Origin of the sequence: Pseudomonas frederiksbergensis, from assembly GCF_035751725.1 — a bacterium.
Lineage (GTDB): Bacteria > Pseudomonadota > Gammaproteobacteria > Pseudomonadales > Pseudomonadaceae > Aquipseudomonas > Aquipseudomonas frederiksbergensis_A.
This window is the reverse complement of record NZ_CP142104.1, coordinates 67381-92948: the sequence shown is the minus strand read 5'-3', so window position 1 is coordinate 92948 and position 25568 is coordinate 67381. Positions and strand designations below refer to the sequence as shown.

General features: G+C 60.6%; 23 protein-coding genes and 1 pseudogene. 13 read left to right on the top strand and 11 right to left on the bottom strand.

Annotated features, from left to right (window positions below; genetic code table 11):
* Positions 1–143: 143 nt before the first annotated feature.
* Complete coding sequence (locus tag VQ575_RS00435; RefSeq protein ID WP_325918808.1) at positions 144–626, top strand: toll/interleukin-1 receptor domain-containing protein; 483 nt, start codon at positions 144–146, stop codon at positions 624–626.
* A gap of 62 nt (positions 627–688) precedes the next feature.
* Positions 689–820, top strand: a complete 132-nt coding sequence (locus VQ575_RS00430) for a hypothetical protein (protein ID WP_017337405.1) — start codon at positions 689–691, stop codon at positions 818–820.
* Positions 821–1019: 199 nt separating this feature from the next.
* Here the strand turns inward: VQ575_RS00430 and VQ575_RS00425 are convergent, their stop codons facing one another.
* The 6 genes from VQ575_RS00425 to def all read right to left on the bottom strand — a co-directional run bounded on the left by VQ575_RS00425 (position 1020) and on the right by def (position 7339).
* A complete protein-coding gene (locus VQ575_RS00425) occupies positions 1020–2087 on the bottom strand; it encodes a hypothetical protein (protein ID WP_325918806.1) in 1068 nt (355 codons plus the stop codon).
* A 521-nt stretch (positions 2088–2608) separates the two neighbouring features.
* Positions 2609–2920, bottom strand: coding sequence for a tetratricopeptide repeat protein (locus VQ575_RS00420; protein ID WP_325918804.1), 312 nt, complete (start codon positions 2918–2920; stop codon positions 2609–2611).
* Positions 2921–3096: 176 nt separating this feature from the next.
* Complete coding sequence (gene trkA / locus VQ575_RS00415) at positions 3097–4470, bottom strand: Trk system potassium transporter TrkA (RefSeq protein WP_039593427.1); 1374 nt, start codon at positions 4468–4470, stop codon at positions 3097–3099.
* Positions 4471–4494: 24 nt separating this feature from the next.
* Entirely contained in the window at positions 4495–5805 is a 1311-nt protein-coding gene (rsmB, locus tag VQ575_RS00410) for a 16S rRNA (cytosine(967)-C(5))-methyltransferase RsmB (protein WP_325918802.1), read from the bottom strand.
* The gene (fmt, locus tag VQ575_RS00405) at positions 5802–6761 is read right to left on the bottom strand and encodes a methionyl-tRNA formyltransferase (protein WP_325918800.1); all 960 of its coding nucleotides are present in this window, start codon (positions 6759–6761) and stop codon (positions 5802–5804) included. Before fmt ends, rsmB begins: the two co-directional genes overlap by 4 nt.
* A gap of 71 nt (positions 6762–6832) precedes the next feature.
* A complete protein-coding gene (def, locus tag VQ575_RS00400) occupies positions 6833–7339 on the bottom strand; it encodes a peptide deformylase (protein WP_030138961.1) in 507 nt (168 codons plus the stop codon).
* A gap of 154 nt (positions 7340–7493) precedes the next feature.
* Here def and VQ575_RS00395 point away from each other — a divergent pair, with 154 nt between their 5' ends.
* The 3 genes from VQ575_RS00395 (at position 7494) to VQ575_RS00385 (ending at position 10312) form a co-directional block, all read left to right on the top strand.
* Positions 7494–8519 carry a LysM peptidoglycan-binding domain-containing protein gene (locus tag VQ575_RS00395; RefSeq protein WP_039593430.1) on the top strand — a complete coding sequence of 342 codons (1026 nt, stop codon included), beginning with the start codon at positions 7494–7496 and terminating at the stop codon, positions 8517–8519.
* A gap of 80 nt (positions 8520–8599) precedes the next feature.
* A complete protein-coding gene (dprA, locus tag VQ575_RS00390; RefSeq protein ID WP_045154678.1) occupies positions 8600–9694 on the top strand; it encodes a DNA-processing protein DprA in 1095 nt (364 codons plus the stop codon).
* Between the two features lie 60 nt (positions 9695–9754).
* Complete coding sequence (locus VQ575_RS00385; RefSeq protein WP_325918798.1) at positions 9755–10312, top strand: L-threonylcarbamoyladenylate synthase; 558 nt, start codon at positions 9755–9757, stop codon at positions 10310–10312.
* A gap of 94 nt (positions 10313–10406) precedes the next feature.
* Here VQ575_RS00385 and VQ575_RS00380 read toward each other — a convergent pair whose 3' ends face one another.
* Positions 10407–11384, bottom strand: coding sequence for an NADPH:quinone reductase (locus tag VQ575_RS00380; protein ID WP_039593433.1), 978 nt, complete (start codon positions 11382–11384; stop codon positions 10407–10409).
* A gap of 163 nt (positions 11385–11547) precedes the next feature.
* Here VQ575_RS00380 and hemF point away from each other — a divergent pair, with 163 nt between their 5' ends.
* Positions 11548–12462, top strand: coding sequence for an oxygen-dependent coproporphyrinogen oxidase (hemF, locus tag VQ575_RS00375; RefSeq protein WP_325918796.1), 915 nt, complete (start codon positions 11548–11550; stop codon positions 12460–12462).
* 13 nt (positions 12463–12475) lie between these two features.
* Positions 12476–13297 carry a shikimate dehydrogenase gene (gene aroE / locus VQ575_RS00370; RefSeq protein ID WP_039593435.1) on the top strand — a complete coding sequence of 274 codons (822 nt, stop codon included), beginning with the start codon at positions 12476–12478 and terminating at the stop codon, positions 13295–13297.
* 29 nt (positions 13298–13326) lie between these two features.
* Here the strand turns inward: aroE and VQ575_RS00365 are convergent, their stop codons facing one another.
* From VQ575_RS00365 to betC, 3 genes are all read right to left on the bottom strand, one after another.
* The gene (locus VQ575_RS00365) at positions 13327–14895 is read right to left on the bottom strand and encodes a SulP family inorganic anion transporter (RefSeq protein WP_039593436.1); all 1569 of its coding nucleotides are present in this window, start codon (positions 14893–14895) and stop codon (positions 13327–13329) included.
* 156 nt (positions 14896–15051) lie between these two features.
* Positions 15052–15972: a choline ABC transporter substrate-binding protein gene (gene choX / locus VQ575_RS00360; RefSeq protein ID WP_039593437.1), complete on the bottom strand. Its 921-nt coding sequence runs from the start codon at positions 15970–15972 to the stop codon at positions 15052–15054.
* Between the two features lie 23 nt (positions 15973–15995).
* A complete protein-coding gene (gene betC, locus VQ575_RS00355) occupies positions 15996–17504 on the bottom strand; it encodes a choline-sulfatase (RefSeq protein ID WP_325918794.1) in 1509 nt (502 codons plus the stop codon).
* Positions 17505–17618: 114 nt separating this feature from the next.
* On the opposite strand from betC, the gene VQ575_RS00350 reads away from it, so the two are divergent.
* Complete coding sequence (locus tag VQ575_RS00350) at positions 17619–18569, top strand: choline sulfate utilization transcriptional regulator (RefSeq protein ID WP_045154672.1); 951 nt, start codon at positions 17619–17621, stop codon at positions 18567–18569.
* Positions 18570–18635: 66 nt separating this feature from the next.
* Here VQ575_RS00350 and VQ575_RS00345 read toward each other — a convergent pair whose 3' ends face one another.
* Entirely contained in the window at positions 18636–19292 is a 657-nt protein-coding gene (locus VQ575_RS00345; RefSeq protein WP_039593440.1) for an NAD(P)-dependent oxidoreductase, read from the bottom strand.
* An 85-nt stretch (positions 19293–19377) separates the two neighbouring features.
* Between VQ575_RS00345 and VQ575_RS00340 the strand changes: the two are divergent.
* The 5 genes and pseudogenes from VQ575_RS00340 to VQ575_RS00320 all read left to right on the top strand — a co-directional run bounded on the left by VQ575_RS00340 (position 19378) and on the right by VQ575_RS00320 (position 25552).
* Positions 19378–19701, top strand: a pseudogene (locus VQ575_RS00340) (DOPA 4,5-dioxygenase family protein).
* 304 nt (positions 19702–20005) lie between these two features.
* Positions 20006–21313 carry a CitMHS family transporter gene (locus tag VQ575_RS00335; RefSeq protein ID WP_039593443.1) on the top strand — a complete coding sequence of 436 codons (1308 nt, stop codon included), beginning with the start codon at positions 20006–20008 and terminating at the stop codon, positions 21311–21313.
* Between the two features lie 76 nt (positions 21314–21389).
* Positions 21390–22157, top strand: coding sequence for a TerC family protein (locus VQ575_RS00330; protein ID WP_039593444.1), 768 nt, complete (start codon positions 21390–21392; stop codon positions 22155–22157).
* Between the two features lie 275 nt (positions 22158–22432).
* Complete coding sequence (locus VQ575_RS00325; RefSeq protein ID WP_045154670.1) at positions 22433–24091, top strand: Na/Pi cotransporter family protein; 1659 nt, start codon at positions 22433–22435, stop codon at positions 24089–24091.
* A gap of 72 nt (positions 24092–24163) precedes the next feature.
* The gene (locus VQ575_RS00320) at positions 24164–25552 is read left to right on the top strand and encodes a M16 family metallopeptidase (protein WP_045154669.1); all 1389 of its coding nucleotides are present in this window, start codon (positions 24164–24166) and stop codon (positions 25550–25552) included.
* Positions 25553–25568 lie beyond the last annotated feature (16 nt).

Here is a 25568-nt window from a genome sequence, read left to right as displayed (position 1 = left end):
GATATAGCGGGTACGGATCGCGATCATATTCATCCTCGTCCTACGCATCATCCTATTCGTTCCCGTCTCACGGCGGGAGTGGTCGAAGTAGCGGCGGTTCATCCGGCGGCGCAAAGCCGCGCTGGTCGAAACCCGGATCCTCTGTGGCCTACACCTCTGCCGAGGTACGAACGCTCACACCTGTACGCGAAAATGTCGAGAGGCGTGCAACGGTACCTGATCTGCGGGACGTGTTTCTTTGTCACGCGTGGGACGACCGGAAAGGATCCGCCAAGGAGCTGCATGATGTACTCGAGTCGCTCGGTGTTTCCGTTTGGTTCAGCGAGAAAGATGTCCTTCTAGGCTCTTCGTTGCTACGTGAAATTGATAAAGGGTTGGCGAAGTCTCGAGTTGGGATTGTGCTGGTGACCCCTGCTTTGCTGCGTCGCCTGGCAGCCGAAGGCATCGCCGACAAAGAGCTTTCTGCGCTTCTCGCAAGGGACCTGCTGGTTCCAATCATTCACGACACGACATACGAATCTCTGCGTGAAGTCAGTCCTCTACTCGGTTCGAGAAGCGGCCTGAACACTGCTGAAGATACGTTTGCAGATATCGCGGCCAAGCTTGCCGAGTTGGTCGCCCCGTAGTTTCACTGTCCATGCGTACGGCTCCAGTTACAGACCCGTTATCAATCGAAGGAGTTAAACATATGAGTATCAAACCCGGCCCTAAACCGATCGCTGAATCCACAGGCAAAAAAGACCAGCGCCGTCGTGTTACTGAAGAAAACAAACCCAAACATCCTGATCTGGAAGTACATAAACACAAAAAAGGTGACTGACCTGAACGGCAGTCACTTAGCCTTCTTCGGGACTCCATTCTTCCGAACATATAAATCCGTCCCCTTTTTCGCTCAATGGAACGGGGGGGGGGGGTGGGCGCTTTATTACGACTTTTACTAGGAATAGGGGAAAGATACGATTATGAGACAGTCCGATTACAAGTGAGCCCAAATCGTGGTCTGTCCCCGGTTTCCCTCATTACGGCTCTTGCTTATCTCCGCGTATGCTTATACCTTGAATTAATTCTGGAATTAATCTTTCACTAAACCCTGACACCACACCCAGCAACAGCATTGCAGCTGACGACTTATTAAAAAGAGTGAAGGCGACTCCAGAAGCAACCGCACTAATAACAATTAGTCCAAATACTCCGCCCAGAAAAACCCTAACAATACATTGCATGACAACTAACGCATCAGTCTCATGCTCACTGATAACAATATTTTTTGAGCGTTCCAGCACCGAAATAAATGCACCAAGAACCCCGCCCGAAACAGCTACTATCGCCTGCTGGATAAAACCAGAAAAAAAGTTAGATCGGTATACTGAAAAGGCTAGGCCAACGAACAAAAAAGTTATTAGGAAAGCTACCGACAAATATCTTACTTTTAAATCGTTCTCAACGGTCTTGTTCACGTAAAGCCTTAGCTCATCAAATACCGCAGAAATCAATGGATCATCAAAGCTTTCCAGTCTTCCAGCAAAAGCTGCAGCCAGACGCCTAAAAAATAGCGGATGTTTCTTTAAAGGGAGCATCGCGATAGCGAATGACTCTAAAATCTTAAATTCTTTGACAGCCGCACCTACTTCAGGAGTAATGAATGCCTTTTTTACATGATGAACGATACGATTATCTTCAGTTATCCAAACTTTGAGCTTTTCATTCTGAGCTATGACGACCTGCACACCAACTAGCAGGTCAATTTGTTGTTCAAGTGCCAAAAGAGCGCCAGTAATAGCTTCTTTATTATCACGCTCCCTAAATATCGTCCTAACAGCATTAAGTATTAGCTTGCTTATAACGCCAGAAATGACTCCTCTAAACTTGTAACTTATTTTAACAAGGCTCTTGTTGAGTAGTCTCAATGCCTCGTCGATTCTTTCATCATTCGACTCAAAATACCAAGAGCAATGATCATCGCCGACCATGCTATAAATAACATAATCAGTTCCGCGAACATGCACAGATTCGACTTCTTTGCCGAACCATATATCACCCTGCTTTATGAGTAGTTTATTTTTATTTACATCTGCATCGCTACCCATTAATTCACTCACCCTTATTTTTTAATCGAGAGAAGGAAGCGCGCCTTCTTCCTTCAAGTCACTTGAAGATCTCGGCACAATTGCTGTGAACACTCATCGTCAAGCCTACCTTGATGGCATATTGCCTGCCAGCTATCAGGCCTAAATAGGGTGCATTTAGTATGCTGCAGCCCCTAACAGACCTGTATCGAATCAAGAAAGGCGTGTTTCAGGGCTCTAAGGGACCGGGAAACTGGCAGAGGAGAATTGCGAAGATTCGCCCCTTTTTGGGCGAAGCGTTCGAATGACTGCTGCTGGCCGACAGCAGGCACTTGTTAGGGAGAGCTCTCTGTTAGTTTCCGTCATATCAGACAAACCGCGTTGACCGTTTCGGGGCTGCTACGCAGCCCAGCGGGGATAAATCCCCTCGCCACGGGGTTGTGTGTTGGCGGGCGGGCATGTGAATGCGGTGGACTTCTTGTGAGTGCTTCGCACTCAAGCGGGAGCAAGCTCCTTCACCACAAAAGCAATTTTGTGTGAAGTCAGGGGTGGCGATCCAGCTTCTTGAGGAACACGGTCATTTCTTTTTCGGCTTGTTTGTCGCCGTGGGCTCGGGCGGCTTCAAGGCCTTGTTCCCAGGCTTGGCGGGCTGCGGCGGCGTTGCCTTGGCCTTGGTGGGCCTTGCCCAGTAGTTTCCATGCAGCTGAATACTTGGGGTCGAATTCGACGCAGCGTTGGAGGTGTTCGGCGGCGCGGGGGAATTCGCCTAGGTCTAGGTAGCCTTTGCCGAGGCCGAAGCGGAGAAGGGCGTTGTCCATGCCCTTGGCGAGCATTTTTTCCAGGGAGTCGAGCATGGGGGCGTCCTTATCGGTGTGTCAGGGGTTGTTCGGTTGGCTGTTGGATAGCTTTCGCGAGCAGGCTCGCTCCCACAGTGGATCTCGGTCGATCACAATTTTTGTGAACGACGGCGAGCCTTTGTGGGAACGAGCTTGCTCGCGATGAGGCCATCACCGCTACCGCACAGCCTGGATCAGAAAAAGCTCAACCCCACGTGGAACAGCTTCTCGACATCGCGAATGTGCTTCTTATCCACCAGGAACAGGATCACATGGTCGCCGGTCTGGATCACGGTGTCGTCGTGGGCGATGAGGACTTCTTCGTCGCGGATGATCGCGCCGATGGTGGTGCCGGGTGGCAGGCCGATGTCGCGGATGGCTTTGCCGATCACTTTGCTGGACTTGGCGTCGCCGTGGGCGATGGCTTCGATGGCTTCGGCCGCGCCGCGGCGCAGGGAGTGGACGCTGACGATGTCGCCGCGGCGCACGTGGGCGAGCAAGGTGCCGATGGTGGCCAGTTGCGGGCTGATGGCGATGTCGATGTCGCCGCCCTGGATCAGGTCGACGTAGGCCGGGTTGTTGATGATGGTCATGACCTTCTTCGCCCCCAGGCGCTTGGCCAGCAGCGAGGACATGATGTTGGCTTCGTCGTCGTTGGTCAGGGCCAGGAAGATGTCGGCGTCGGCGATGTTTTCTTCCAGCAGCAGGTCGCGGTCGGAGGCGCTGCCCTGCAGCACCACGGTGCTGTCGAGAGTGTCGGAGAGGTAGCGGCAGCGTGCCGGGTTCATCTCGATGATCTTGACCTGGTAGCGGCTTTCGATGGCTTCGGCCAGGCGTTCGCCGATCTGGCCGCCGCCGGCGATGACGATGCGCTTGTAGTTCTCGTCGAGGCGGCGCATTTCGCTCATGACTGCGCGAATGTTCGCCTTGGCGGCGATGAAGAAGACTTCGTCGTCGGCTTCGATCACCGTGTCGCCCTGGGGCAGGATCGGCCGGTCACGGCGGAAAATCGCCGCCACGCGGGTCTCGACATTGGGCATGTGCTCGCGCAATTGGCGCAATTGCTGGCCCACCAGCGGGCCGCCGTAGTAGGCCTTGACCGCCACCAGTTGCGCCTTGCTCTCGGCAAAGTCGATCACCTGCAGGGCACCGGGGTGCTCGATCAGGCGCTTGATGTAGTTGGTCACCACCTGCTCGGGGCTGATCAGCACGTCCACCGGGATCGCTTCGTTGTCGAAGAGGTCGGCGCGGGTCAGGTAGGACGCTTCGCGTACCCGGGCGATCTTGGTCGGGGTGTGGAACAACGTGTGGGCGACTTGGCAGGCGACCATGTTGGTTTCGTCGCTGTTGGTCACGGCCACGAGCATGTCGGCGTCGTCGGCGCCGGCCTGGCGCAAGACCGTCGGCAAGGAACCGCGGCCTTGTACCGTACGAATGTCGAGGCGGTCACCGAGGTCGCGCAGGCGTTCGCCGTCGGTGTCGACCACGGTGATGTCGTTGGCTTCGCTGGCCAAGTGTTCCGCCAGCGAACCGCCAACCTGCCCTGCACCCAGGATGATGATTTTCATCCATTCACTCCTATCGAATCGGTTTTAACCGCGTGCGGCGGCGATTTTGATCAGCTTGGCGTAATAGAACCCATCGTGCCCGCCTTCCTGGGCCAACAACTGCCGGCCATGGGGCTGCTTGAGGCCGGCCTGGGTGGCGATGTCCAGCTCCCGGGCGCCCGGGGTGCGGGCGAGGAACGCTTCGATCACTTCGGTGTTTTCTGTCGGCAAGGTCGAGCAGGTGGCGTAGAGCAGCATGCCGCCTACGTCCAGGGTCGACCACATGGCATCGAGCAGCTCGCCTTGCAACACGGCCAATGCGGCGATGTCGTCCGGCTGGCGGGTGAGCTTGATGTCCGGATGGCGGCGGATCACGCCAGTGGCCGAGCACGGGGCGTCGAGGAGGATGCGCTGGAACGGCTTGCCGTCCCACCAGGTCGCGGTGTCGCGGCCATCGGCGGCGATCAGCTGGGCGTCCAGGCCCAGGCGTTCGAGGTTTTCTTTCACTCGCACCAGGCGCTTGGCTTCCAGGTCCACGGCTACGACGCCGGCCAGTTTCGGCTCGGCCTCGAGGATGTGACAGGTCTTGCCACCCGGCGCGCAGCAGGCGTCCAGCACCCGTTGGCCGGGCGCCAGCTCCAGCAGGTCGGCGGCCAATTGGGCGGCTTCGTCCTGGACGCTGATCCAGCCTTCGGCAAAGCCCGGCAGCGCGCGCACATCGCCTGGGGTTTCCAGGACGATGCCGTCGCGGCTGTATTGGCATGGGATGGCCGGGATACCCGCCTCGCCCAGCAATGCGAGGTAAGCATCGCGGGTGTGGTGGCGACGATTGACCCGCAGGATCATCGGCGGATGGGCGTTGTTGGCGGCGCAGATGGCTTCCCATTGCTCAGGCCAGAAGGCCTTGAGGGATTTCTGCAACCAGCGCGGGTGGGCGGTGCGGACCACCGGGTCATGTTCGAGTTCGGCCAGCAGGGCTTCGCTTTCCCGCTGGGCGCGGCGCAACACGGCGTTGAGCAGGGCCTTGGCCCAAGGTTTTTTCAGCTTGTCGGCGCAGCCCACGGTTTCGCCGATGGCGGCGTGGGCCGGGACGCGGGTGTAGAGCAGTTGATAGAGGCCCACCAGCAGCAGCGCTTCGACGTCGGCATCGGCAGCCTTGAACGGTTTTTGCAACAGCTTGGCCGCCAGGGCCGAGAGGCGCGGTTGCCAACGGGCGGTGCCGAACGCCAGGTCCTGGGTGAAACCGCGATCGCGATCTTCGACCTTGTCCAGTTGGGTCGGCAGGGAACTGTTCAGCGAGGCTTTGCCGCTGAGGACGGCGGCAAGTGCCTTGGCGGCGGCCAGACGCGGGTTCATGAAGCGTCCGCCGCTTGGCCGAGGACGGTGCCGACGGCGAACTTCTCACGGCGACTGTTGAACAGGTCGGTGAAGTTCAGTGCCTTGCCGCCGGGCAGTTGCAGGCGGGTCAGGCACAGGGCCTGTTCACCGCAGGCGACGACCAGGCCGTCCTTGCTGGCGCTGAGGATTTCACCCGGCGCGCCCTTCCCTTCGGCGCAGCTGGCCGCCAACACTTTCAGGGCTTCGCCGTTCAAGGTGCTGTGGCAGATCGGCCAAGGGTTGAAGGCCCGCACCAGGCGCTCCAGCTCGACGGCTGGGCGGCTCCAGTCGATGCGGGCTTCGTCCTTGTTCAGTTTGTGCGCGTAGGTGGCGAGGCTGTCGTCCTGCACTTCGCCTTGCAGGGTGCCGGCGGCGAGGCCGGCAATGGCCTGGACCACCGCTGGCGGGCCGATCAGCGCGAGGCGGTCGTGCAGGCTGCCGCCGGTGTCTTCGGCGCTGATGGGGGTGCTGGCCTTGAGCAGCATCGGCCCGGTGTCCAGGCCGGCTTCCATGCGCATCACCGTCACGCCGCTTTCGGCATCGCCCGCTTCCACGGCGCGCTGGATCGGCGCGGCACCGCGCCAACGCGGCAGCAGCGAGGCGTGGCTGTTGATGCAACCCAGGCGCGGAATATCGAGCACTACTTGCGGCAGGATCAGGCCGTAGGCGACCACCACCATCAAGTCCGGCTTCAGCGCCGCCAGTTCAGCTTGGGCTTGCGCGTCGCGCAGGGTCGGCGGTTGCAGGACTGGCAGGCCGTTTTCCAGGGCCAATTGCTTGACCGGGCTGGGCATCAGTTTTTGCCCGCGACCGGCCGGACGGTCCGGCTGGGTGTAGACCGCGACGATTTCATGGGGGCTGGCCAGCAGGGCCTTGAGATGTTCGGCGGCAAACTCGGGAGTGCCGGCAAAGACGATGCGCAGTGGCTCAGTCATGGAAAACTCTCAATTACAAAGCAGTCGCAAAAAGAAAAAGGCTTGCCGCAGCAAGCCTTTGAAGGGGGGCATCAAGCGTTCTGGCGATGGATCTTTTCCAGTTTTTTCTTGATCCGGTCACGCTTGAGATTAGACAGGTAATCGACGAACAGCTTGCCGTTGAGGTGGTCGCATTCGTGCTGGATGCACACCGCCAGCAGGCCTTCGGCGATCAGTTCATAAGGCTGGCCGTCACGGTCCAGGGCCTTGATCTTGACCTTTTGCGGGCGGTCGACGTTTTCGTAGAAGCCCGGCACTGAAAGGCAACCTTCCTGGTACTGGTCCATTTCGTCGGTCAGGGTTTCGAACTCGGGGTTGATGAACACCCGCGGCTCGCTGCGGTCTTCGGAGAGGTCCATGACGACGATACGCTTGTGCACGTTGACCTGGGTCGCGGCGAGGCCGATGCCTGGCGCCTCATACATTGTTTCAAACATGTCATCGACCAGCTGACGCACTTCGTCGTCCACTACGGCCACCGGTTTGGCGATAGTGCGCAGGCGCGGGTCCGGAAATTCGAGAATGTTCAAAATGGCCATAAGCTTGATAAATGCACGTGTGAAGTAAAGTCGGGTGGCTCGCCTGGCGTGTCTTGGGATGCAGGCTACCGTTGTAAAACGTTGCTCTTGAACAGAGCGAGCCACGGGGGCTCTGGCGTTTTACGCGAACGCACATAATAAAGGGATTCACCGCATGAGGAAATCACTACTCGCCCTGCTGCTCCTGGCCTCGGCCGGTATCGCGCACGGGCAAGTGCAACTTCGGGAAGGTTTTCCACAGCAATACACAGTGGTGACGGGGGATACGCTGTGGGACATTTCCGGCAAATACCTGCGCGAGCCGTGGAAATGGCCGGAGCTGTGGCAGGCCAACCCGCAGATCGAAAACCCCAACCTGATCTACCCCGGCGACACCCTGTCGCTGGTCTACGTCAACGGCCAGCCGCGCCTGACCCTCAATCGCGGCGCCTCCCGCGGCACCATCAAGCTGTCGCCGCGCATTCGCAGTTCACCGGTAGCCGATGCCATCCCGAGCATTCCGCTGCAGGCCATCAACAGCTTTTTGCTGAGCAACCGCATCGTCGACACGGCGGAAGATTTCAACCGGGCGCCCTATGTCGTGGCAGGTGATGCCGAACGAGTGCTCAGCGGCACCGGCGACACGATCTTCGCCCGCGGCAACTTCGATACGAGCCAGTCGGCCTACGGCATCTTCCGCCAGGGCAAGGTCTACACCGATCCCGAGACCAAGGAATTTTTGGGCATCAACGCCGATGACATCGGCAGCGGCGAAATCGTTGCCACCGAAGGCGACGTCACCACCCTGGCCCTGCAACGCACAACCCAGGAGGTGCGCCTCGGCGATCGCCTGTTCAGCGGCGAAGAGCGCTCGATCAATTCGACGTTCATGCCCAGCGCGCCGAAAACGGACATCCAGGGACTGATCCTCGATGTACCCCGGGGCGTGACGCAGATCGGCGCGATGGACGTGGTCACCCTGAACAAGGGCCGGCGCGACGGGCTGGAAGAAGGCAATGTCCTCGCCGTGATGAAGACCGGCGAAACGGTGCGCGACCGTATCACCGGCGCCTCGGTGAAGATTCCGGACGAACGCGCCGGCCTGCTGATGGTGTTCCGCACCTACGACAAGCTCAGTTATGGCTTGGTGCTGTACGCCTCGCGGTCGCTGGCGATCCTCGACAAGGTGCGCAATCCGTAACGGGTCTCACAAGTTACCAACAGAGTTATCCACAGCTTGTTCCCGTTTCAACGGGGCTATAACGATCAAGGATTGATCACATGCCAATGCCTGAATCTGCTTCGGTTCCGCCTGCGGAACTGGAGGCCCGTCTGCGCTTGCATCGCTTGCCAGACGTAGGACCTAAACGTTTCATGACCCTGATGGAGGCCTTTGGCTCGGCTTCCAAAGCCATCAGCGCGCCGGCCAGCGCCTGGCGGGCGCTGGGGTTGCCGGCCACTTGCGCCGAGGCCCGACGCTCCCCGGAGATACGCGACGGCGCCGCCCACGCAATGGCCTGGCTAGACGGCCCGGACCAGCATTTACTGATGTGGGACCAGCCTGAATACCCTGCGCTGCTCGCACAGATCAGTGATCCACCGCCGCTGCTGTTTGTCGCTGGCGACCCCTTGATCCTGGAAAAACCGCAGTTGGCGATGGTGGGCAGTCGACGCGCATCGCGCCCGGGCATGGACACGGCGGCGGCGTTCTCTCGCAGCCTGGCCGGAGCCGGCTTTGTCATCACCAGCGGCTTGGCCTTGGGCATCGACGCCGCCGCGCATCAGGCCGCGCTGGACGTTGGCGGATGCACGGTCGGCGTGCTCGGCACCGGCCTGGAAAATTTTTATCCACAGCGCAATCGTCGGCTGGCGCAAGCGATGATTTCCCAAGGCAGCGCGGTGGTCTCGGAGTTTCCGCTGGATGCGGCGCCCCACGCCAGCAACTTTCCGCGCCGCAACCGCATCATCAGTGGCTTGTCCCTGGGGGTGCTGGTGGTAGAAGCCAGTGTCGCCAGTGGTTCGCTGATCACCGCCCGGCTTGCGGCAGAACAGGGCCGCGAGGTGTATGCCATTCCTGGGTCGATCCATCATCCAGGGGCCCGAGGCTGTCATCAGTTGATCCGTGACGGCGCGGCGCTGGTGGAAACCGTCGAACACATCCTTGAAGCGTTGCGCGGTTGGCAGCGATTGCCGCTGGCCTCCGAGCCTGTGCCTGTGACCCATCCGCTGCTGCGCCTGCTGCACGCCGCGCCGCTGAGCAGCGAGGCGCTGGCCGACGCCAGTGGCTGGGGTTTGCCCAAAGTGCTGGCGGCGCTGACCGAGCTGGAAATGGAGGGCCGCGCCATTTGTGACAACGGACGTTGGTTCGCACGCTAGGTTTTATGGGGAAGATCGGTAAACTGCCCACAGCCTTAATTGCGTTGCGGAGAATGTTTGATGGTCAACAGTTGGCGTGTGCAACAAGCCGCGCGAGAAATTCGCGCCGGGGCGGTGATTGCCTATCCAACCGAAGCGGTCTGGGGCCTGGGTTGCGATCCGTGGAACGAAGATGCGGTGGAGCGTCTACTGGCGATCAAGTCCCGACGGCCCGACAAGGGCCTGATACTCGTGGCTGACAACATTCGCCAGTTCGACTTTTTGTTCGAGGATTTCCCCGAAACCTGGATGGACCGCATGGCCAGCACCTGGCCAGGGCCCAACACCTGGCTGGTGCCGCACCAGAACCTGCTGCCGGAGTGGATCACTGGCGTGCACGACACCGTCGCGCTACGGGTCAGCGATCATCCGATCGTTCGTGATTTGTGCTCGTTGGTCGGCCCGCTGGTGTCCACCTCAGCCAACCCACAAGGCCGGCCGGCGGCGCGCACGCGGATTCGCGTCGAACAGTATTTCCGCGGCCAGCTCGATCTGGTCCTGGGCGGCAACCTGGGCGGACGCAAGAACCCGAGCGTGATTCGTGATCTGGCGACGGGCAAGGTACTGCGCCCGGACTGACTTTGACCGGTGCAAAACCCGCTGTGGGAGCATCATGCTGTTCACTTAGGGAAAACGATGAACCACTCCCACAGGTTCTTTGGCAGCCTTTGAATCAAGGCAACAGGATGGTCGACCCCGTCGTCCGTCGCGCCGACAACTCGGTGTGCGCCTTGGCCGCCTCAGCCAGCGGGAATCGCTGGTTGATGTCCACCGTAAGCTTGCCGCTGGCGATCATCCCGAACAGTTCATCGGCCATGCGCTGCAGGTTTTCGGCGTTGTTGGCGTAGGTCGCCAGGGTCGGACGGGTGACGTACAGCGAGCCCTTGGCCGAAAGAATGCCCAGGTTTACGCCATCCACCGCACCGGAGGCATTGCCGAAGCTCACCACCAGGCCACGGGGCGCCGCGCAATCCAAAGACGTCAGCCAAGTGTCCTTGCCGACGCCGTCGTACACCACCGGGACTTTCTTGCCGTCAGTCAATTCCAACACGCGCTGTGCGACGTTTTCCTTGCTGTAGTCGATGACTTCCCAGGCGCCGTGGGATTTGGCGATGGCGGCTTTTTCCGCCGAGCTGACGGTGCCGATCAGCTTCACGCCCAAGGCCTTGGCCCACTGGCAGGCCAACGAGCCCACGCCACCCGCAGCGGCGTGGAACAGGATGGTTTCGCCGCCCTTGAGCTCGTAGGTCTGGCGCAGCAGGTATTGCACGGTCAGGCCCTTGAGCATTACCCCGGCGGCTTGTTCGAAGCTGATGGCTTCGGGCAAGTGAACCAAGTTGGCTTCGGGCAGCACGTGCACATCGCTGTATGCCCCTAGCGGTCCACTGCCATAGGCCACACGGTCGCCGACCTTGAAACGCGTGACCTGCGAACCAACGGCTTCGACCACACCCGCACCTTCGGCGCCAAGCCCCGACGGCAGGGCCGGTGGTGGATAAAGACCACTGCGGTAATAGGTGTCGATGAAGTTCAGGCCGATCGCTTTGTTGCTGACGCGGACCTGTTGCGGACCGGGCTCGCCCGGCTGGTATTCCACGTACTCGAGCACTTCGGGTCCACCGTGGGCGCTGAACTGGATGCGTTTAGCCATCTTCACTTTCTCCTTATCGTGGGACTTTTACCAAGCCTGCTATCGGACTCCTAAGCTTGATCTTCGTCAACTGTGGTGTGGGCGGATGCGGTGTTATCCTGTGCGCCCATTTTGCCGGCGGCCTGTGTACGCCGCGCAGCGTAGCCCTGATCAAGGTGATGTCATGACTACTCGCACCGAGGCCGTGAAAGCCTATCTGCTGGACCTGCAAGACCGCATTTGCGCAGCCCTGGAAGCCGAGGACGGCGGCACTCGTTTCGTCGAGGACGCCTGGACCCGGCCCGCCGGCGGTGGCGGTCGCACGCGAGTGATCGAAAACGGCACGGTGATCGAAAAGGGTGGCGTCAACTTTTCCCACGTTTTTGGCAGCGGTCTCCCACCCTCGGCCAGCGCCCATCGACCGGAATTGGCCGGGCGCGGCTTTGAAGCCCTGGGCGTTTCGCTGGTGATCCACCCGCACAACCCCCACGTACCAACGTCCCACGCCAACGTGCGCTTTTTCATCGCCGAAAAAGAAGGCGAAGAGCCGGTGTGGTGGTTTGGCGGCGGCTTCGACCTGACGCCTTATTACGGCGTGGAAGAAGATTGCGTGCATTGGCACCGCATCGCCCAGCAAGCCTGCGAGCCGTTCGGCCCGGATGTCTATCCGCGCTACAAGACCTGGTGCGACAGCTATTTCCACATCAAGCATCGCAACGAGCCCCGAGGCATCGGCGGCCTGTTTTTCGATGACCTGAACGCGTGGGATTTCGACACCAGCTTCGCCTTCATGCGCGCCATCGGCGATGCCTACATCGATGCCTACCTGCCTATCGTGCGTCGTCGCAAGCACGACCCGTTCACGGCCAAGCAACGGGAATTCCAGGAGTTCCGCCGTGGACGCTACGTGGAATTCAACCTGGTCTATGACCGTGGCACGCTGTTCGGCCTGCAATCGGGCGGGCGTACCGAATCGATCCTGATGTCCCTGCCGCCCCAAGTGCGCTGGAGCTATGACTGGAAAGCCGAGCCGGGCAGCGAAGAGGCGCGGTTGACCGACTATTTCCTGCAGGATCGCGATTGGCTGGCAACGGCCTGAACGGGGATTATCCATGGACCGCTACGTTGTAATGGGTAACCCGATCGGCCACAGCAAGTCGCCGTTGATCCATCGCCTGTTTGCCGAGCAGACCGGCCAGGCATTGGACTACAGCACGTTGCTCGCCCCTTTGGAGGATTTTGCCGGTTGCGCGAAGGGATTTTTCCGCGATGGCCGTGGGGCGAACGTCACCGTGCCGTTCAAGGAAGATGCTTTCCGCTTGGCTGATCAGTTGACCGAGCGGGCGCAGCGAGCCGGCGCGGTCAACACTTTGAGTAAACTGGCCGACGGCCGCCTCCTGGGCGACAACACCGACGGCGCGGGGCTGGTGCGGGACCTGACCGTCAACGCCGGGTTCAGCCTCAAGGGCAAGCGCATCCTCTTGCTCGGGGCCGGCGGCGCGGTGCGCGGCGCCTTGGAACCGCTGCTGGCCGAGGCGCCGGCTTCGGTGATCATCGCCAATCGAACGGTAGAAAAGGCCGAGCTGCTGGCGGAGCTGTTCGCCGACCTGGGCCCGGTCTCGGCCAGTGGTTTCGATTGGTTGAAGGAACCGGTGGACCTGATCATCAACGCCACGTCCGCCAGCTTGTCAGGCGATGTCCCGCCGATTGCCGCAAGCCTGATCGAGCCGGGCAAGACCTTTTGCTACGACATGATGTACGGCAAGGAGCCGACTTCATTCTGCCGTTGGGCCCGGGAACACGGCGCGGCGGTGGCGATGGATGGCCTGGGCATGCTCGCCGAGCAGGCGGGCGAAGCGTTCTTCCTGTGGCGCGGAGTACGCCCGGATACCGCGCCGGTGCTGGCCGAACTGCGCCGCCAGCTGGCGCTGTGAACTGTGGCGAGGGATGCCTGCCTTGAGCCCTAGTCTTCGAAGTGAATCGGGCACTTCTGCGCGCCCTCCAACTTCAACAATTCCTCGACCACCTGCGGCCTTGCCCTGCGCAAGGTCAGGCTACGCCCCTGGCTGCGCAATCGCCGGGCTTCCTGGTGGAGCATTTCCACCCCGGAATAATCGATGAAGTTGATCTGCTGGGCGTCGATCACCACCCGCTGTGCCTGCATCCGCTGCAAACGCACTTGCAAATAATGACTGGCGCCGAAAAAGATCGAGCCGCCCACCCGCAGGATGTCCGCTTCGCCCTCGCGGCTATGGTGAACCCGCGGCTGGGAGGTGCGCTTGAGGTAGAAAAACAGCGAAGCGAGTACGCCGGCATAGATGGCGGTCTGCAGTTCCAACAGCAGCGTGGCCAGGCAGGTCAGGCCCATGACCAGGAATTCGGAGCGACTCACCCGGTACAACGCCCGAATGCCCCGATGGTCCACCAGGCCCCAGGCGATCAGCAGGATACTGCCAGCCATGGCCGGAATGGGAATGTGCGCGATGAGCTTCGCGCCGGCCACGGCAAACAATGCCACCCACAGCGCCGAGAACACCCCGGCCAGCGGCGAGCAAGCACCTGCCTCATAGCTGAGACCGGAACGGGTGAAGGAACCGGCTGACAACGACCCGGCGAAAAATCCTCCAACGATATTCGAAAGCCCCTGCGCCCTGACTTCCTGGTTCGCATCGAGCAACTGCCCGGAGCGGACCGACAGCGAGCGCGCAATGGAGAGGCTGGTCACCAGCCCCAGCATGCCCACTGCAACGGCACCGGGCAGCAGGCGCAGGATCAGATCCAAATCCAGTGGCAGCGGTGTGAATGGCGGCAGGCGCCCGACAAAGGCGCTGACCAACGCCACATGCCCGAACATTGCGGGCCAGGCCCAGGCCACCAGGCTGCTGATGCCCAAAGTTATCAACAGGCTTGGCCAGCGCGGCAGCAAGCGTTTGAGCACGATGCCCAGTACCAGCGTCCCCAAACCCAGCAGCAACGAAGGTTTATCCACAGCCCCGATATGGCCGGCGAGCATCAGCAGGCTTTTCAACGCGGTGGCTTCATTCGGCAGGTCCAGGCCCAGCAGGTTCGGCAGTTGCCCCAGGGCAATGACCACCGCCGCGCCTAGGGTGAAACCCAGCACCACCGAATGTGAGACGAAATTGACCAGCGCACCGAACCGCAGCAACCCGAGCAACCACTGGAAAATACCGGCCAATACTGTCAGCAGCAGGATCAGCGTGATGTAGTCCTGGGTCGCAGGCACGGCCAAGGGACTGACGGTGGCGTACAGGACGATGGAAATCGCGGCTGTAGGACCGCAGATCAAATGCCACGACGAGCCCCATAGGCAGGCGATCAACACCGGCACAATCGCCGCGTATAGTCCGTACTCGGGCGGAAGTCCGGCAATCAGGGCGTAGGCAATGGACTGCGGCAGCGCCAGGATCGCGCCGCTGAGGCCGACGATCAGGTCACGGCCAACGCTGGCGCGGGTCTGCCGGGGCAGCCAACTCAAGAAGGGAAAGAGTGAATGGCGCGTGGGAATTGCCATGGGGCCTCAAGGATGGGGTTTGGCGCAAGAGTATCAGGTGAACCAACGTGGCGAGGGAGCTTGCTCCCGCTGGACTGCGCAGCAGGCCCTGATTCTGCGGCCGCTGCGCGACCGAGCGGGAGCAAGTTCCCTCGCCACAAGAGCCCGGCGCAGCTGTCAGAGCTTGGCCTTCACCGCCGCCAGCGCATCCTTGCCATCCAGAGTTTTCACGCCATCGAGCCATTTATCCAGAACGGCCGGGTTGGCCTTGATCCAAGCCTTGGCCGCTTCGGCGTTGCTGACTTTCTTGTTCACCACCTCAGCCATGATGCTGTTTTCCATTTCCTGGGTGAAGCTCAGGTTGGTCAGCAGCTTGCCCACGTTCGGGCAGGCCTGTGCATAACCTTTGCGTGTCAGCGTGTACACGCTGCCGGTGTCACCGAAATATTTCTCGCCGCCCTTGAGGTAGTGCATTTTCAATTGCACGTTCATCGGGTGCGGGGTCCAGCCGAGGAACGTCACGAACTTCTGTTTTTTCACCGCCCGGGAGACTTCCGCCAGCATCGCCTGCTCGCTCGACTCCACCAGCTTCCACTCGCCCATGCCGAAATCGTTGGTCTTGATGATTTCCTTAAGGGAGAGGTTGGCCGGAGCGCCGGACCCGATGCCGTAGATTTTCTTGTCGAACTTGTCCGCGAATTTGTTCAGGTCGGCAAAGTTATGCACGCCCGCATCCCAGACATAATCGGGAACAGCCAGGGTGAATTCGGTGCCGTCCAGGTTCTTGGCCAGTTGCGTGACGTCGCCATTGGCCACGAACTTGTCATAGAAACCTTGCTGCGCCGGCATCCAGTTACCCAGGAACACATCCACCTGGCCATCCTTGAGGCCACCGAAGGTGATCGGCACCGCGAGGGTGTCGACCTTGGCCTTGTAGCCCATGCCCTCCAGCAGGAAACCCGTAATGGCATTGGTGGCGGCAATATCGCTCCAGCCCGGATCAGCCATCTTCACCGTCTCGCAACTTTGCTCGGCCCACGCCGACACACTGCTCAACGCCAACAGCCCGGCGGCCAGTGCTGTGGATAACTTTTGCATGTGCTTCCCCTTACGCTATTGGTTTATTGGCAGGGTTGTGGATAACGGGCCTTGCGCTCCAGATCGTCCAGGTCGATGTGGTTGCGCATGTACTGCTGGCTGGCGTCTACGAACGGCTGGTGATCCCAGCTCTTGAGCTTGCCCAGGGTCAGCGCCTGGGCAACAAAACGGCGACGGCGCTGGCTGGCGAGCACTTGTTGGTGAATGGCTGGAATGTCCCATTTGGCACGCGCTTCGCCGAGGAAGTCGGCCAGCAGCGCTTGGTGCTCGGGAGACTGGCTGAGGTTCTCCGTTTCATTGGGATCGTTGCGCACATCGAACAACAGACAAGGATCATCCTCGCTGTAGATGAATTTCCACTGGCCGCGACGAATCATCATCAACGGGCTGATGGTGCCTTCGGCCATGTACTCGCCAAAGACTTCGTCATGCCCGCCCTGCCCTTGCAGGTGCGGCACCAGCGAACGGCCATCCAGCGGCAAACCTGGCTCCAGCGTGCCACCGGCCAGCTCGACCAGGGTCGGCAGCAGGTCAGCGGTGGACACGGCCGCGCCAACACGGGCGCTGGCGAACTGCCCCGGTGCGCTGATCAACAACGGGACGCGAGCGGCCATTTCGAACCAGTGCATTTTGTACCAGAGCCCCTTTTCGCCGAGCATGTCTCCATGATCGCCGGAGAAGACAATAATGGTGTCATCGATCAACCCGGTGTCCTCCAGAGTCTGCAGCAACTTGCCGACGTTGCTGTCGATGTAGCTGCATGCCCCGAAGTACGCGCGGCGGGCGTCGCGAATCTTATCCACAGGCAGCGGCTTGTCCCAGAGATCATAGACTTTGAGCAGGCGCTGGGAATGAGGGTCGAGTTCGGTTTGCGCCGGGGTCTGTGGCAACGGGATGTCGCTGTCGTCGTACAAATCCCAGAACGCCTTGGGAATCGTGTACGGATCGTGTGGGTGAGTCATCGACACCGTCAGGCAAAACGGCTGGTCGCCGTCCTCGCGGATGTGGTCGAACAGATATTGCTGGGCCTTGAACACCACCTCTTCATCGAAGTCCAGCTGGTTGGTGCGCACGCATGGTCCGGCCTGCAACACCGACGACATATTGTGATACCAGCTCGGCCGCACATCCGGCTCGTCCCAGTTCACGGCCCAGCCGTAGTCGGCCGGATAAATATCACTGGTCAGGCGGTCTTCGTAGCCGTGCAGCTGGTCGGGCCCGCAAAAATGCATCTTGCCGGACAGCGCCGTACGGTAGCCGAGGCGGCGCAGGTAGTGGGCATAGGTCGGAACGTCTCCAGGGAAATCCGCCGCGTTGTCGTAGGCACCGATCTTGCTCGGCAACTGGCCGCTCACCAGGGTGAAGCGTGACGGCGCGCAGAGCGGACTGTTGCAATACGCGGCATCGAATACCACGCCCTGGTCGGCCAGGCGTGACAGGTTCGGCAACTTGATGGGCGACGGACCATAGATCGGCAACATTGGCGCGGCCATTTGATCGGCCATGATGAAAAGAATGTTCTTGCGCTTCATGTATTCGCGGCATTCCATAGTGAGCAGTTATGCGATAGTGCTGCCATTGAGCATGTAGCCCATGCCTTTCGGGGTAAAGCCCATGCAAGACAATGACTAGGATAAGCACAGCTTATGTATGACGCCTTGGGTGACTTGTCGCTGGACCTGTTCCGCGCCTTCGAATCAGCGGCTCGCCAGCAGAGCTTTACGGCCGCCGCGATTGAGCTGGGCACCACGCAACCGGCCATCAGCCAGCAGATCAAGCGGTTGGAAGAACAGCTGGGCACGCGGTTGTTTGACCGTATCTACCGAGGCATCGAATTGACCGAGGCCGGCGCCATCCTTTTCGAGCAAGTCCAGGCCGGTTTACAAAGCATCGATGCTGGCCTGACTGCGATCACCGCCCAGCACCAGCACGAGGTGCTGCAAGTGGCGACGGACTTCGCCTTTGCCGCCTATTGGCTGATGCCTCGGCTCCATCGGTTTCACGCCGCCAATCCGCAGGTGGATGTGAGCCTGGTGACCAGCGAGCGCAACCACAACATGCTGCGCACCGATATAGACGTTGCTGTCTTGTTCGGCGACGGTCGCTTCAAGCAAGGCGAAAGTCGCTGGCTTTTCAGCGAAGAAGTATTTCCGGTGTGCAGCCCGCTGTTGCTCGGCGAACGTACCCTGCCCTTGCCTGCCCATGACCTTTCGGAATTTCCCTTGCTGCATTTGCGCGGCGGCAATAGCAGCGCCTGGTTCGACTGGAGCGGCGTGTTCCGTGAACTGGGCATCACCTCGCCGCCGGCGCCAGGGCAATTGCGCTTCGACAACTACACCCTGCTCATCCAGGCGGCGATCGGCGGCCAAGGCGTCGCGATCGGCTGGCGGCACCTTGTGGATAACTTATTGGCCCAGGGCCTATTGTGTCGTCCGATCGCCGAAACAGTGCTCTCCCGGTTGGGATACTACGTGGTCTTGCCCCAGCGCAAGCGCCGGGGCGTTCTGATCAAGTTATTCGTGGACTGGTTGATGGAAGAACAGGCCAACAGTGCGGAGTCGTTGACCGGATTGCCGTTGCCGTCGATTGCCGTTTGAGCTTGGGGCCGCTATGCGGCCCAGCGGGAGCAAGCTCCCCCGCCACGGGGAACGGATCTATAACGCCTAGACGGCGGGCACGAAATTCACATGTTGGCCCACATGCAGGTTCAGGCGCAGTTCATCAGCGATGCCGACCGCCACGCGACTCAAGCGCTCCAATGATTCGGCCATGCCCGGCTCCAGGCTGGTGCTGACATGGCTGAAATGCTCGATGCCCAGCCCCTGCACGGCATAGGGCGCGTTGATGAGCGTCCATTGCAAGGCGCTGTTTTTCAGGGCATCGAGGATTTCTTCGGCGGCGTGCCGCTGCAAGTCATCATCCATTTCCTCTTCCAGCACAGCGAAATTGCCCACCAGGAACAGCCGGGAAATGTTCACCGCCTGCATGCCGGCAATCAGCGCATCCACCGCCAGGACCTGCTCCACCGGGCCGGGGATCAAACTGCGCTCCACTTGCTCGCTGTTCATCGGCAAGCCCGGTGCGTTCAACAGGCACACCACGGCGCTTGCGCCAGCGACGCTCTGCTTGACCCGTTCAGGATCGAAGAGATCGCCGGTCTTGGCCCGCAAGCCCGGGCGCGGCGCGAGGGCCGTCAGATCATCCAGGATGGCGATGATTTCATGCTGGCGCCGCAGCAGTTCAGCCATCAACGCACTGCCGAGGCTGCTCATGGCACCATAGAGCACCACCTTGATAACCGGGGTTTCGGCGTTTTTCATGGCTGGCTTTCCTTTTATCCCGCGTGTAGAGGCTCTGACACACGGTTAACCGAGAGGGTTCGGCTGGTCTTTCCAGAAGTAACAGATGCAACGGATCAAGGGCTATTACGCCCACGTCTATTTCGACGCCGATACCCTCGACCAGGCGCGGGCGCTGTGTGAGGAAGCGACGCAGTTGTTCCTGCTGAAAATGGGCCGTGTTCATCAACGCCCGGTCGGCCGCACCCGGACTGGAGTTGTCAGCTGGCCTTCGATCCGCAGTACATCGGCGTGGTCCTGCCGTGGCTGGCCCCGAATCGCAAAGGCTTGGTGATTTTCCTGCACCGGAGACCGGTGACGACCTGGTCGATCACACCGACCTGCGATCTGGATGGGCGCGGTGCAGCCGTTGAATCTTTCAGCCTTCTGATTTATCGGTGGAGCGCAGATCGCCTGTGGGTGCACCTTGTCCTACAGAAAAACCCCATTGCTGCGGCGAAAGGCTGCTGAAAGCTTGCGCGATTAGGATCGCCCCACCTACCGGCAATAGACCGGTGGCCTAAAACGAGTCTTCACATGCTCGTGCGGCCTTTTTAACAACAACAATGGTGATTCTGATGTCCGCTGCTACCCGTCCCGCTGCACCCACTCCATCCGTTCGTCCCGTGCTCTGCATCTCGCGCTGACCTGTCCGGTTCGCATTTCATAGCCGCGCCACGCCTGGAGTATTTCCCATGCTGACTTTCCTTGGCTTCGCCATGGTCATCACGTTCATGTTCCTGATCATGACCAAGCGCCTGTCCGCGCTGATCGCCTTGATCATCATCCCGATCCTGTTCGCCCTGTTCGGTGGTTTCGCGCCGAAGATCGGCCCGATGATGCTCGAAGGCATCACCAAGCTCGCCCCGACCGGGGTGATGCTGATGTTTGCGATTCTGTATTTTGCCTTGATGATCGACTCCGGCCTGTTCGACCCGGCCGTGCGCAAGATCCTCAAGCTGGTCAAGGGCGATCCCTTGAAAGTTTCGGTCGGTACCGCCGTCCTGGCGCTCGTCGTTTCCCTTGATGGTGACGGCGCGACCACTTATATGATCTGCGTGGCCGCGATGCTGCCGCTCTACAGCCGCATCGGCATGAGCCCACGGATCATGGCCGGCCTGATCATCCTCGCCGGTGGCGTGATGAACATGACCCCCTGGGGTGGCCCGACCGCACGGGCGGCCAGTGCACTGCATGTGGATCCGTCCGACATCTTCGTGCCGATGATTCCCGCCATGTTGGCCGGCGTCGTGGCGATCCTGGCGATTGCCTACATGTACGGCAAACGAGAGCGCGCGCGCCTGGGTGAATTGCACCTGGCGGGCGACGAAATGGACCACAGCGAAATCAGCGTTTCCCAGTTCCCGGACGCCCGCCGTCCGAAGCTGATCTGGTTCAACGGCGCGCTGACCCTGGTGTTGATGTGCACCCTGATTGCCGGTCTGTTGCCGCTGCCCGTGCTGTTCATGGTGGCGTTCAGCATCGCCATGATCGTCAACTACCCATGCCTGCAACAGCAGAAAGACCGCGTCGCGGCCCACGCCGGCAGCGTCCTGGCGGTGGTCGGGCTGATTTTCGCAGCGGGGATCTTCACCGGCATCCTGTCCGGCACGGGTATGGTCGACGCCATGTCCAAGAGCCTGTTGGCAGTGATTCCGGACTTCCTCGGTCCTTACCTGGCGGTCATCACCGCGCTGGTGAGCATGCCGTTCACTTTCTTCATGTCGAACGATGCATTTTATTACGGGGTGTTACCGGTTCTGGCCGAAGCAGCCAGCCATTACGGCATCACTGGCGTCGAAATGGCCCGCGCTTCCATCGTCGGCCAGCCCGTCCACCTGCTGAGCCCGCTGGTTCCGTCGACTTACCTGCTGGTGGCCCTGGCCGGGATCGAATTCGGCGACCACCAACGCTTCACCTTGAAGTGGGCAGTACTGGTTTGCCTGTGCATAATGTTCGCCGCCTTGCTGATGGGGATTTTTCCGCTGTTCAGCACTCTATAAAAGCAATGCCCGCTGCGTCGCCCCTCTCGGATGACCGAAGGGCGGCGCGGCCTAACACTCGCTCAAAGGAACTCACATGGAATGGCTGACCAACCCGGAAATATGGGTTGCCTTCTTTACCTTGACCGCCCTGGAAATCGTCCTGGGCATCGACAACATCATCATGATCTCGATCCTGGTCAGCCGCATGCCCAAGCACATGCAGGCGCGCACCCGGATTTTCGGCTTGGCGCTGGCGATGATCACGCGGATCCTGTTGCTGCTGTCCATCACGTGGGTCATGCGCCTGACGGCCGATCTGTTCGAAGTGTTCGGCCAGGGCATCTCCGGTCGTGACCTGATCCTGTTCTTCGGTGGCCTGTTCCTGTTGTGGAAGAGTTCCCAGGAGATGTACCACGCGCTGGAAGGCGAAGATGAAACCAACGACGAACCTTCGGGCAAGGGCGGCAGTTTCATCTACACCATCGTCCAGATCGCGATCATCGACATCGTGTTCTCCCTGGACTCGGTCATCACCGCCGTGGGCATGGTCTCCCATGTACCGGTGATGGTGGCGGCAATCGTCGTGGCGGTGCTGGTGATGATGCTGGCGGCGGGCACTATCAGTGAGTTCATCGACAAGCACCCATCGCTGAAAATGCTGGCGCTGTCGTTCCTGCTGGTGGTCGGTACCGTGTTGATCGCCGAGTCGCTGGACGTGCATGTGCCAAAAGGCTACGTCTACTTCGCCATGGCGTTCTCCCTGGCGGTGGAAGCGTTCAACATCAGGATGCGTACGGCGATGGCACGCAAGCGCAAGCAGCAGGATCCGGTGAAACTGCGCAAGGACATGCCGGGTCAGTAAGGTATAGGGCAGTGAACGAAAGGGGCTCTTGGAGCCCCTTTTTCATGCCCGTGAAAAAGGGCCCGGATGCGTAACCTGTGGGAGCGAGCAAGCCCGCTCCCACAGGATCTCTGTCGTTCCGGACGATCGGTTTTCATGACAGTTTTGTTTCAAACGACTCTTTAGCTGTGCAATGCTGGCGCCCGAACCATTCGGCAACTACAGCTTAAGTACAAGAAGTAAAACGATGTGGCACCGTCAATTTGTCCCTTTGGGACGCTAACAGGGGGCTCCTCATGCTGACCCTGCTCAATTTGCTCTCCGCCGTGGCCTTGCTGATCTGGGGCACGCATATCGTCCGTACCGGCATTTTGCGGGTCTACGGCTCGAACCTGCGACATGTCATCGGCCAGAACATGTCCAAGCGCTGGCTGGCGTTCATCGCCGGCATCATGGTCACGGCCATGGTCCAGAGCAGCAACGCCACGGCCATGCTCGTCACCTCCTTCGTCGGCCAGGGCCTGATGGCGCTGACCCCGGCCCTGGCAACCATGCTGGGTGCCGACGTTGGCACCGCGTTGATGGCCCGGGTGCTGACCCTGGACTTGTCGTGGCTGTCGCCGCTGCTGATTTTCCTCGGGGTGATCTTTTTTCTCTCACGCAAACAAACCCGCCTCGGCCAGATGGGCCGGGTCGCCATTGGCCTGGGCCTGATCATCCTGGCCCTGCAATTGATCGTCGAAGCCGCCGCGCCAATCACCCAAGCCCAGGGCGTGAAGGTGATTTTCGCCTCGCTGACCGGCGACATCCTGCTCGATGCATTGGTGGGTGCGCTGTTCGCGATGATTTCCTATTCCAGCCTGGCGGCCGTGTTGTTGACCGCGACACTCGCCGGCGCTGCCGTGATCAGCTTGCCCGTGGCCATCGGCCTGGTGATCGGCGCCAATATCGGCAGCGGTGTGCTGGCGTTCCTCAGTACCAGCATGCAGAACGCCGCCGGACGCCAGGTGGCGCTGGGCAGCCTGCTGTACAAGCTGATTGGCCTGCTGCTGATCATCCCGGTGCTCGATCCGCTGGTGGGCTGGCTGGACAGCCTGGATTTCAGCCCACAGGAAACCGTCATCGGCTTTCATTTGCTCTACAACACGGTGCGCTGCCTGGTGCTGTTGCCCAGCGTCGGCCCCATGGCCAGGCTTTGTGCATGGCTGCTGCCGGAGCGTCCGGAAACCAACGGTACGGCCACGCCTCGGCATCTGGACCCTGCCGCCCTGGCCACCCCGAGCCTGGCGCTGGCGAACGCCGCCCGGGAAACCCTGCGCATCGGCGACCTGATCGAAAACATGCTCGAAGCCATGCTCGGCGTGCTGCGCGGTGAGCAAACGGCGATTACCCAGCAGGTGCGCAGCATGAGCGACGACGTCGAAGCCCTGTGCAGCGCCATCAAGCTCTACATGGCGCAAATGCCCCGTGAAGACCTCAGCGAACAGGACAGTCGTCGCTGGGCGGAGATCATCGAGCTTGCGATCAACCTGAAGCTGGCCAGTGATCTCATCGAGCGCATGTTGCGCAAGGTCCAGCAGCAGAAAACCTCCCAACGGCGCTCGTTCTCCGACGTGGGCCTGGAAGAACTGGCGGGGCTGCACAGCCACCTGACCGCCAATCTGCGCTTGGGGCTGTCGGTCTTCCTCAGCGCCGACCGGGAAAGCGCACGTCAGCTGCTGCGCGAGAAACGGCGTTTCCGCGCGCAGGAACGGCGGATGGCCCACGCCCATGTCAGCCGCCTGCAGCGCAAAGTCGTACAAAGCCTGGAGACCAGTTCCCTGCACTTGGAGTTGATCGCCGACATGCGGCGCTTGAATTCGTTGTTTTGCGGCAGCGCCTACGTGGTGCTGGAAACGGCTGAGATCGGCGCGCTGGCCGCTGAGGAAATTTCAGACATCACCCACTCGCCTTGAACGACTGGCGTCTTGGCCAGTCAACAAGATTGGCCCGGACCATGGATCTCATAAGCCGCCAGGAAGCCCGCTATGCGTTGTCTGCTACTCGCCCTGCTTTTGTTCGGCTCCCTACCCGTCGTTGCCCAGGACCGTTTCCAAGTCGAAGGCTACCTGTTGCCCAACGGCATGCAGGTGTTGCTCAAGCCCGGCACTGAACGTGGACACGTGGCGATTCGGCTGGTGGTCGGCGTGGGCCTTGACGACTTCAGCTGCGCCGACAAGGAACTGCCGCACCTGCTCGAGCACGTGCTGTTCAGCGGGGTCGACAGTACGGGCGAAGGCGGCCTGGAAGAGCGCATGCAAGCGCTGGGTGGCGAATGGAACGCCTTCACCAGCAATGCCGACACGACGTTCGTCATCGAGGCGCCAGCGCGCAATCAACGCAAGATCCTGGATTTGCTACTGGCGTTATTGACCCGTACCCGCATCGACGAAAAGAACCTGGAAGCGGCCAAACGGGTGGTCGAACGCGAGGACGGTGGCCACTATACCCATCTGCAACGCTGGCTCGACCGCCAGGACCTCGGCCACAAGGCCAGCAACCAATTGGCCGTGGAGCTGGGCTTGCGTTGTGCGGAGCGGGCCGAGGTCGAGCGCTTTACCGTCGCCCAGTTGGAACAGGTGCGCAAGGCCTGGTATGCCCCCAACAACATGACCCTGATCGTCGTCGGCGAACTCGATCGGCTGCTGCCGGCCTATCTGGAACGCGCCTTCGGCGAGCTCGAACCGGTCGAACCCAGCGTCCACGAACCACTGGCGCAAATCCGCTACAGCGCGGTCACCAAGCGCAACCTGATTCGTGGAATGGCCGGGGAAAACGCCAAGCTTCACTGGCTGTTCCCGGAGCCTGTACTGGAGGAACAACACGATGAAACCTTCGATCTGCTCAAGGAGTACCTGGATTGGGCGCTCTACCGGCAACTGCGCCTGGCTGACGGCCTGTCCTATGGCCCGTGGGTGGAACGAGAAGTCTTCGGCGGCGTCGGTTTCCTGAGCCTCAACGCCGACCTGGCCCGCGAAGACCTGCCCCAAGCGGAGGAAGCGCTGGAGAGGCTGCGCAACACTTTGCTCAGGGACGGCCTGGATCCTGAGAGTTTCGTGCGGATAAAGCGTGCCGCCATCGCCCACCAGTCCTGGGCCGTCCAGGGCAACAGTGCGCTGGCCGATTATTACTGGAGCGCCTTGAGCGATTATGCCGACGGCCGCTTCACCAACCCCGCCGAGCGCCTGCAGGCAGTGAGCCTGGAGCAGGCCAACCAGGCCCTGCGCGAGCTGCTGAAGGACCCCGGTTACTTGCGCATCGAGAAGCCGCTGCTCGGTGACGACGAACTGATCTGGACCCTCGGCGGGTCAGTGGCGTTGCTGCTGGTGCTGTTGATATGGCTGGCGCGTCGTCGGTCTCGGCGGGACCCGGAGTGACCCCACAGTGGTACTC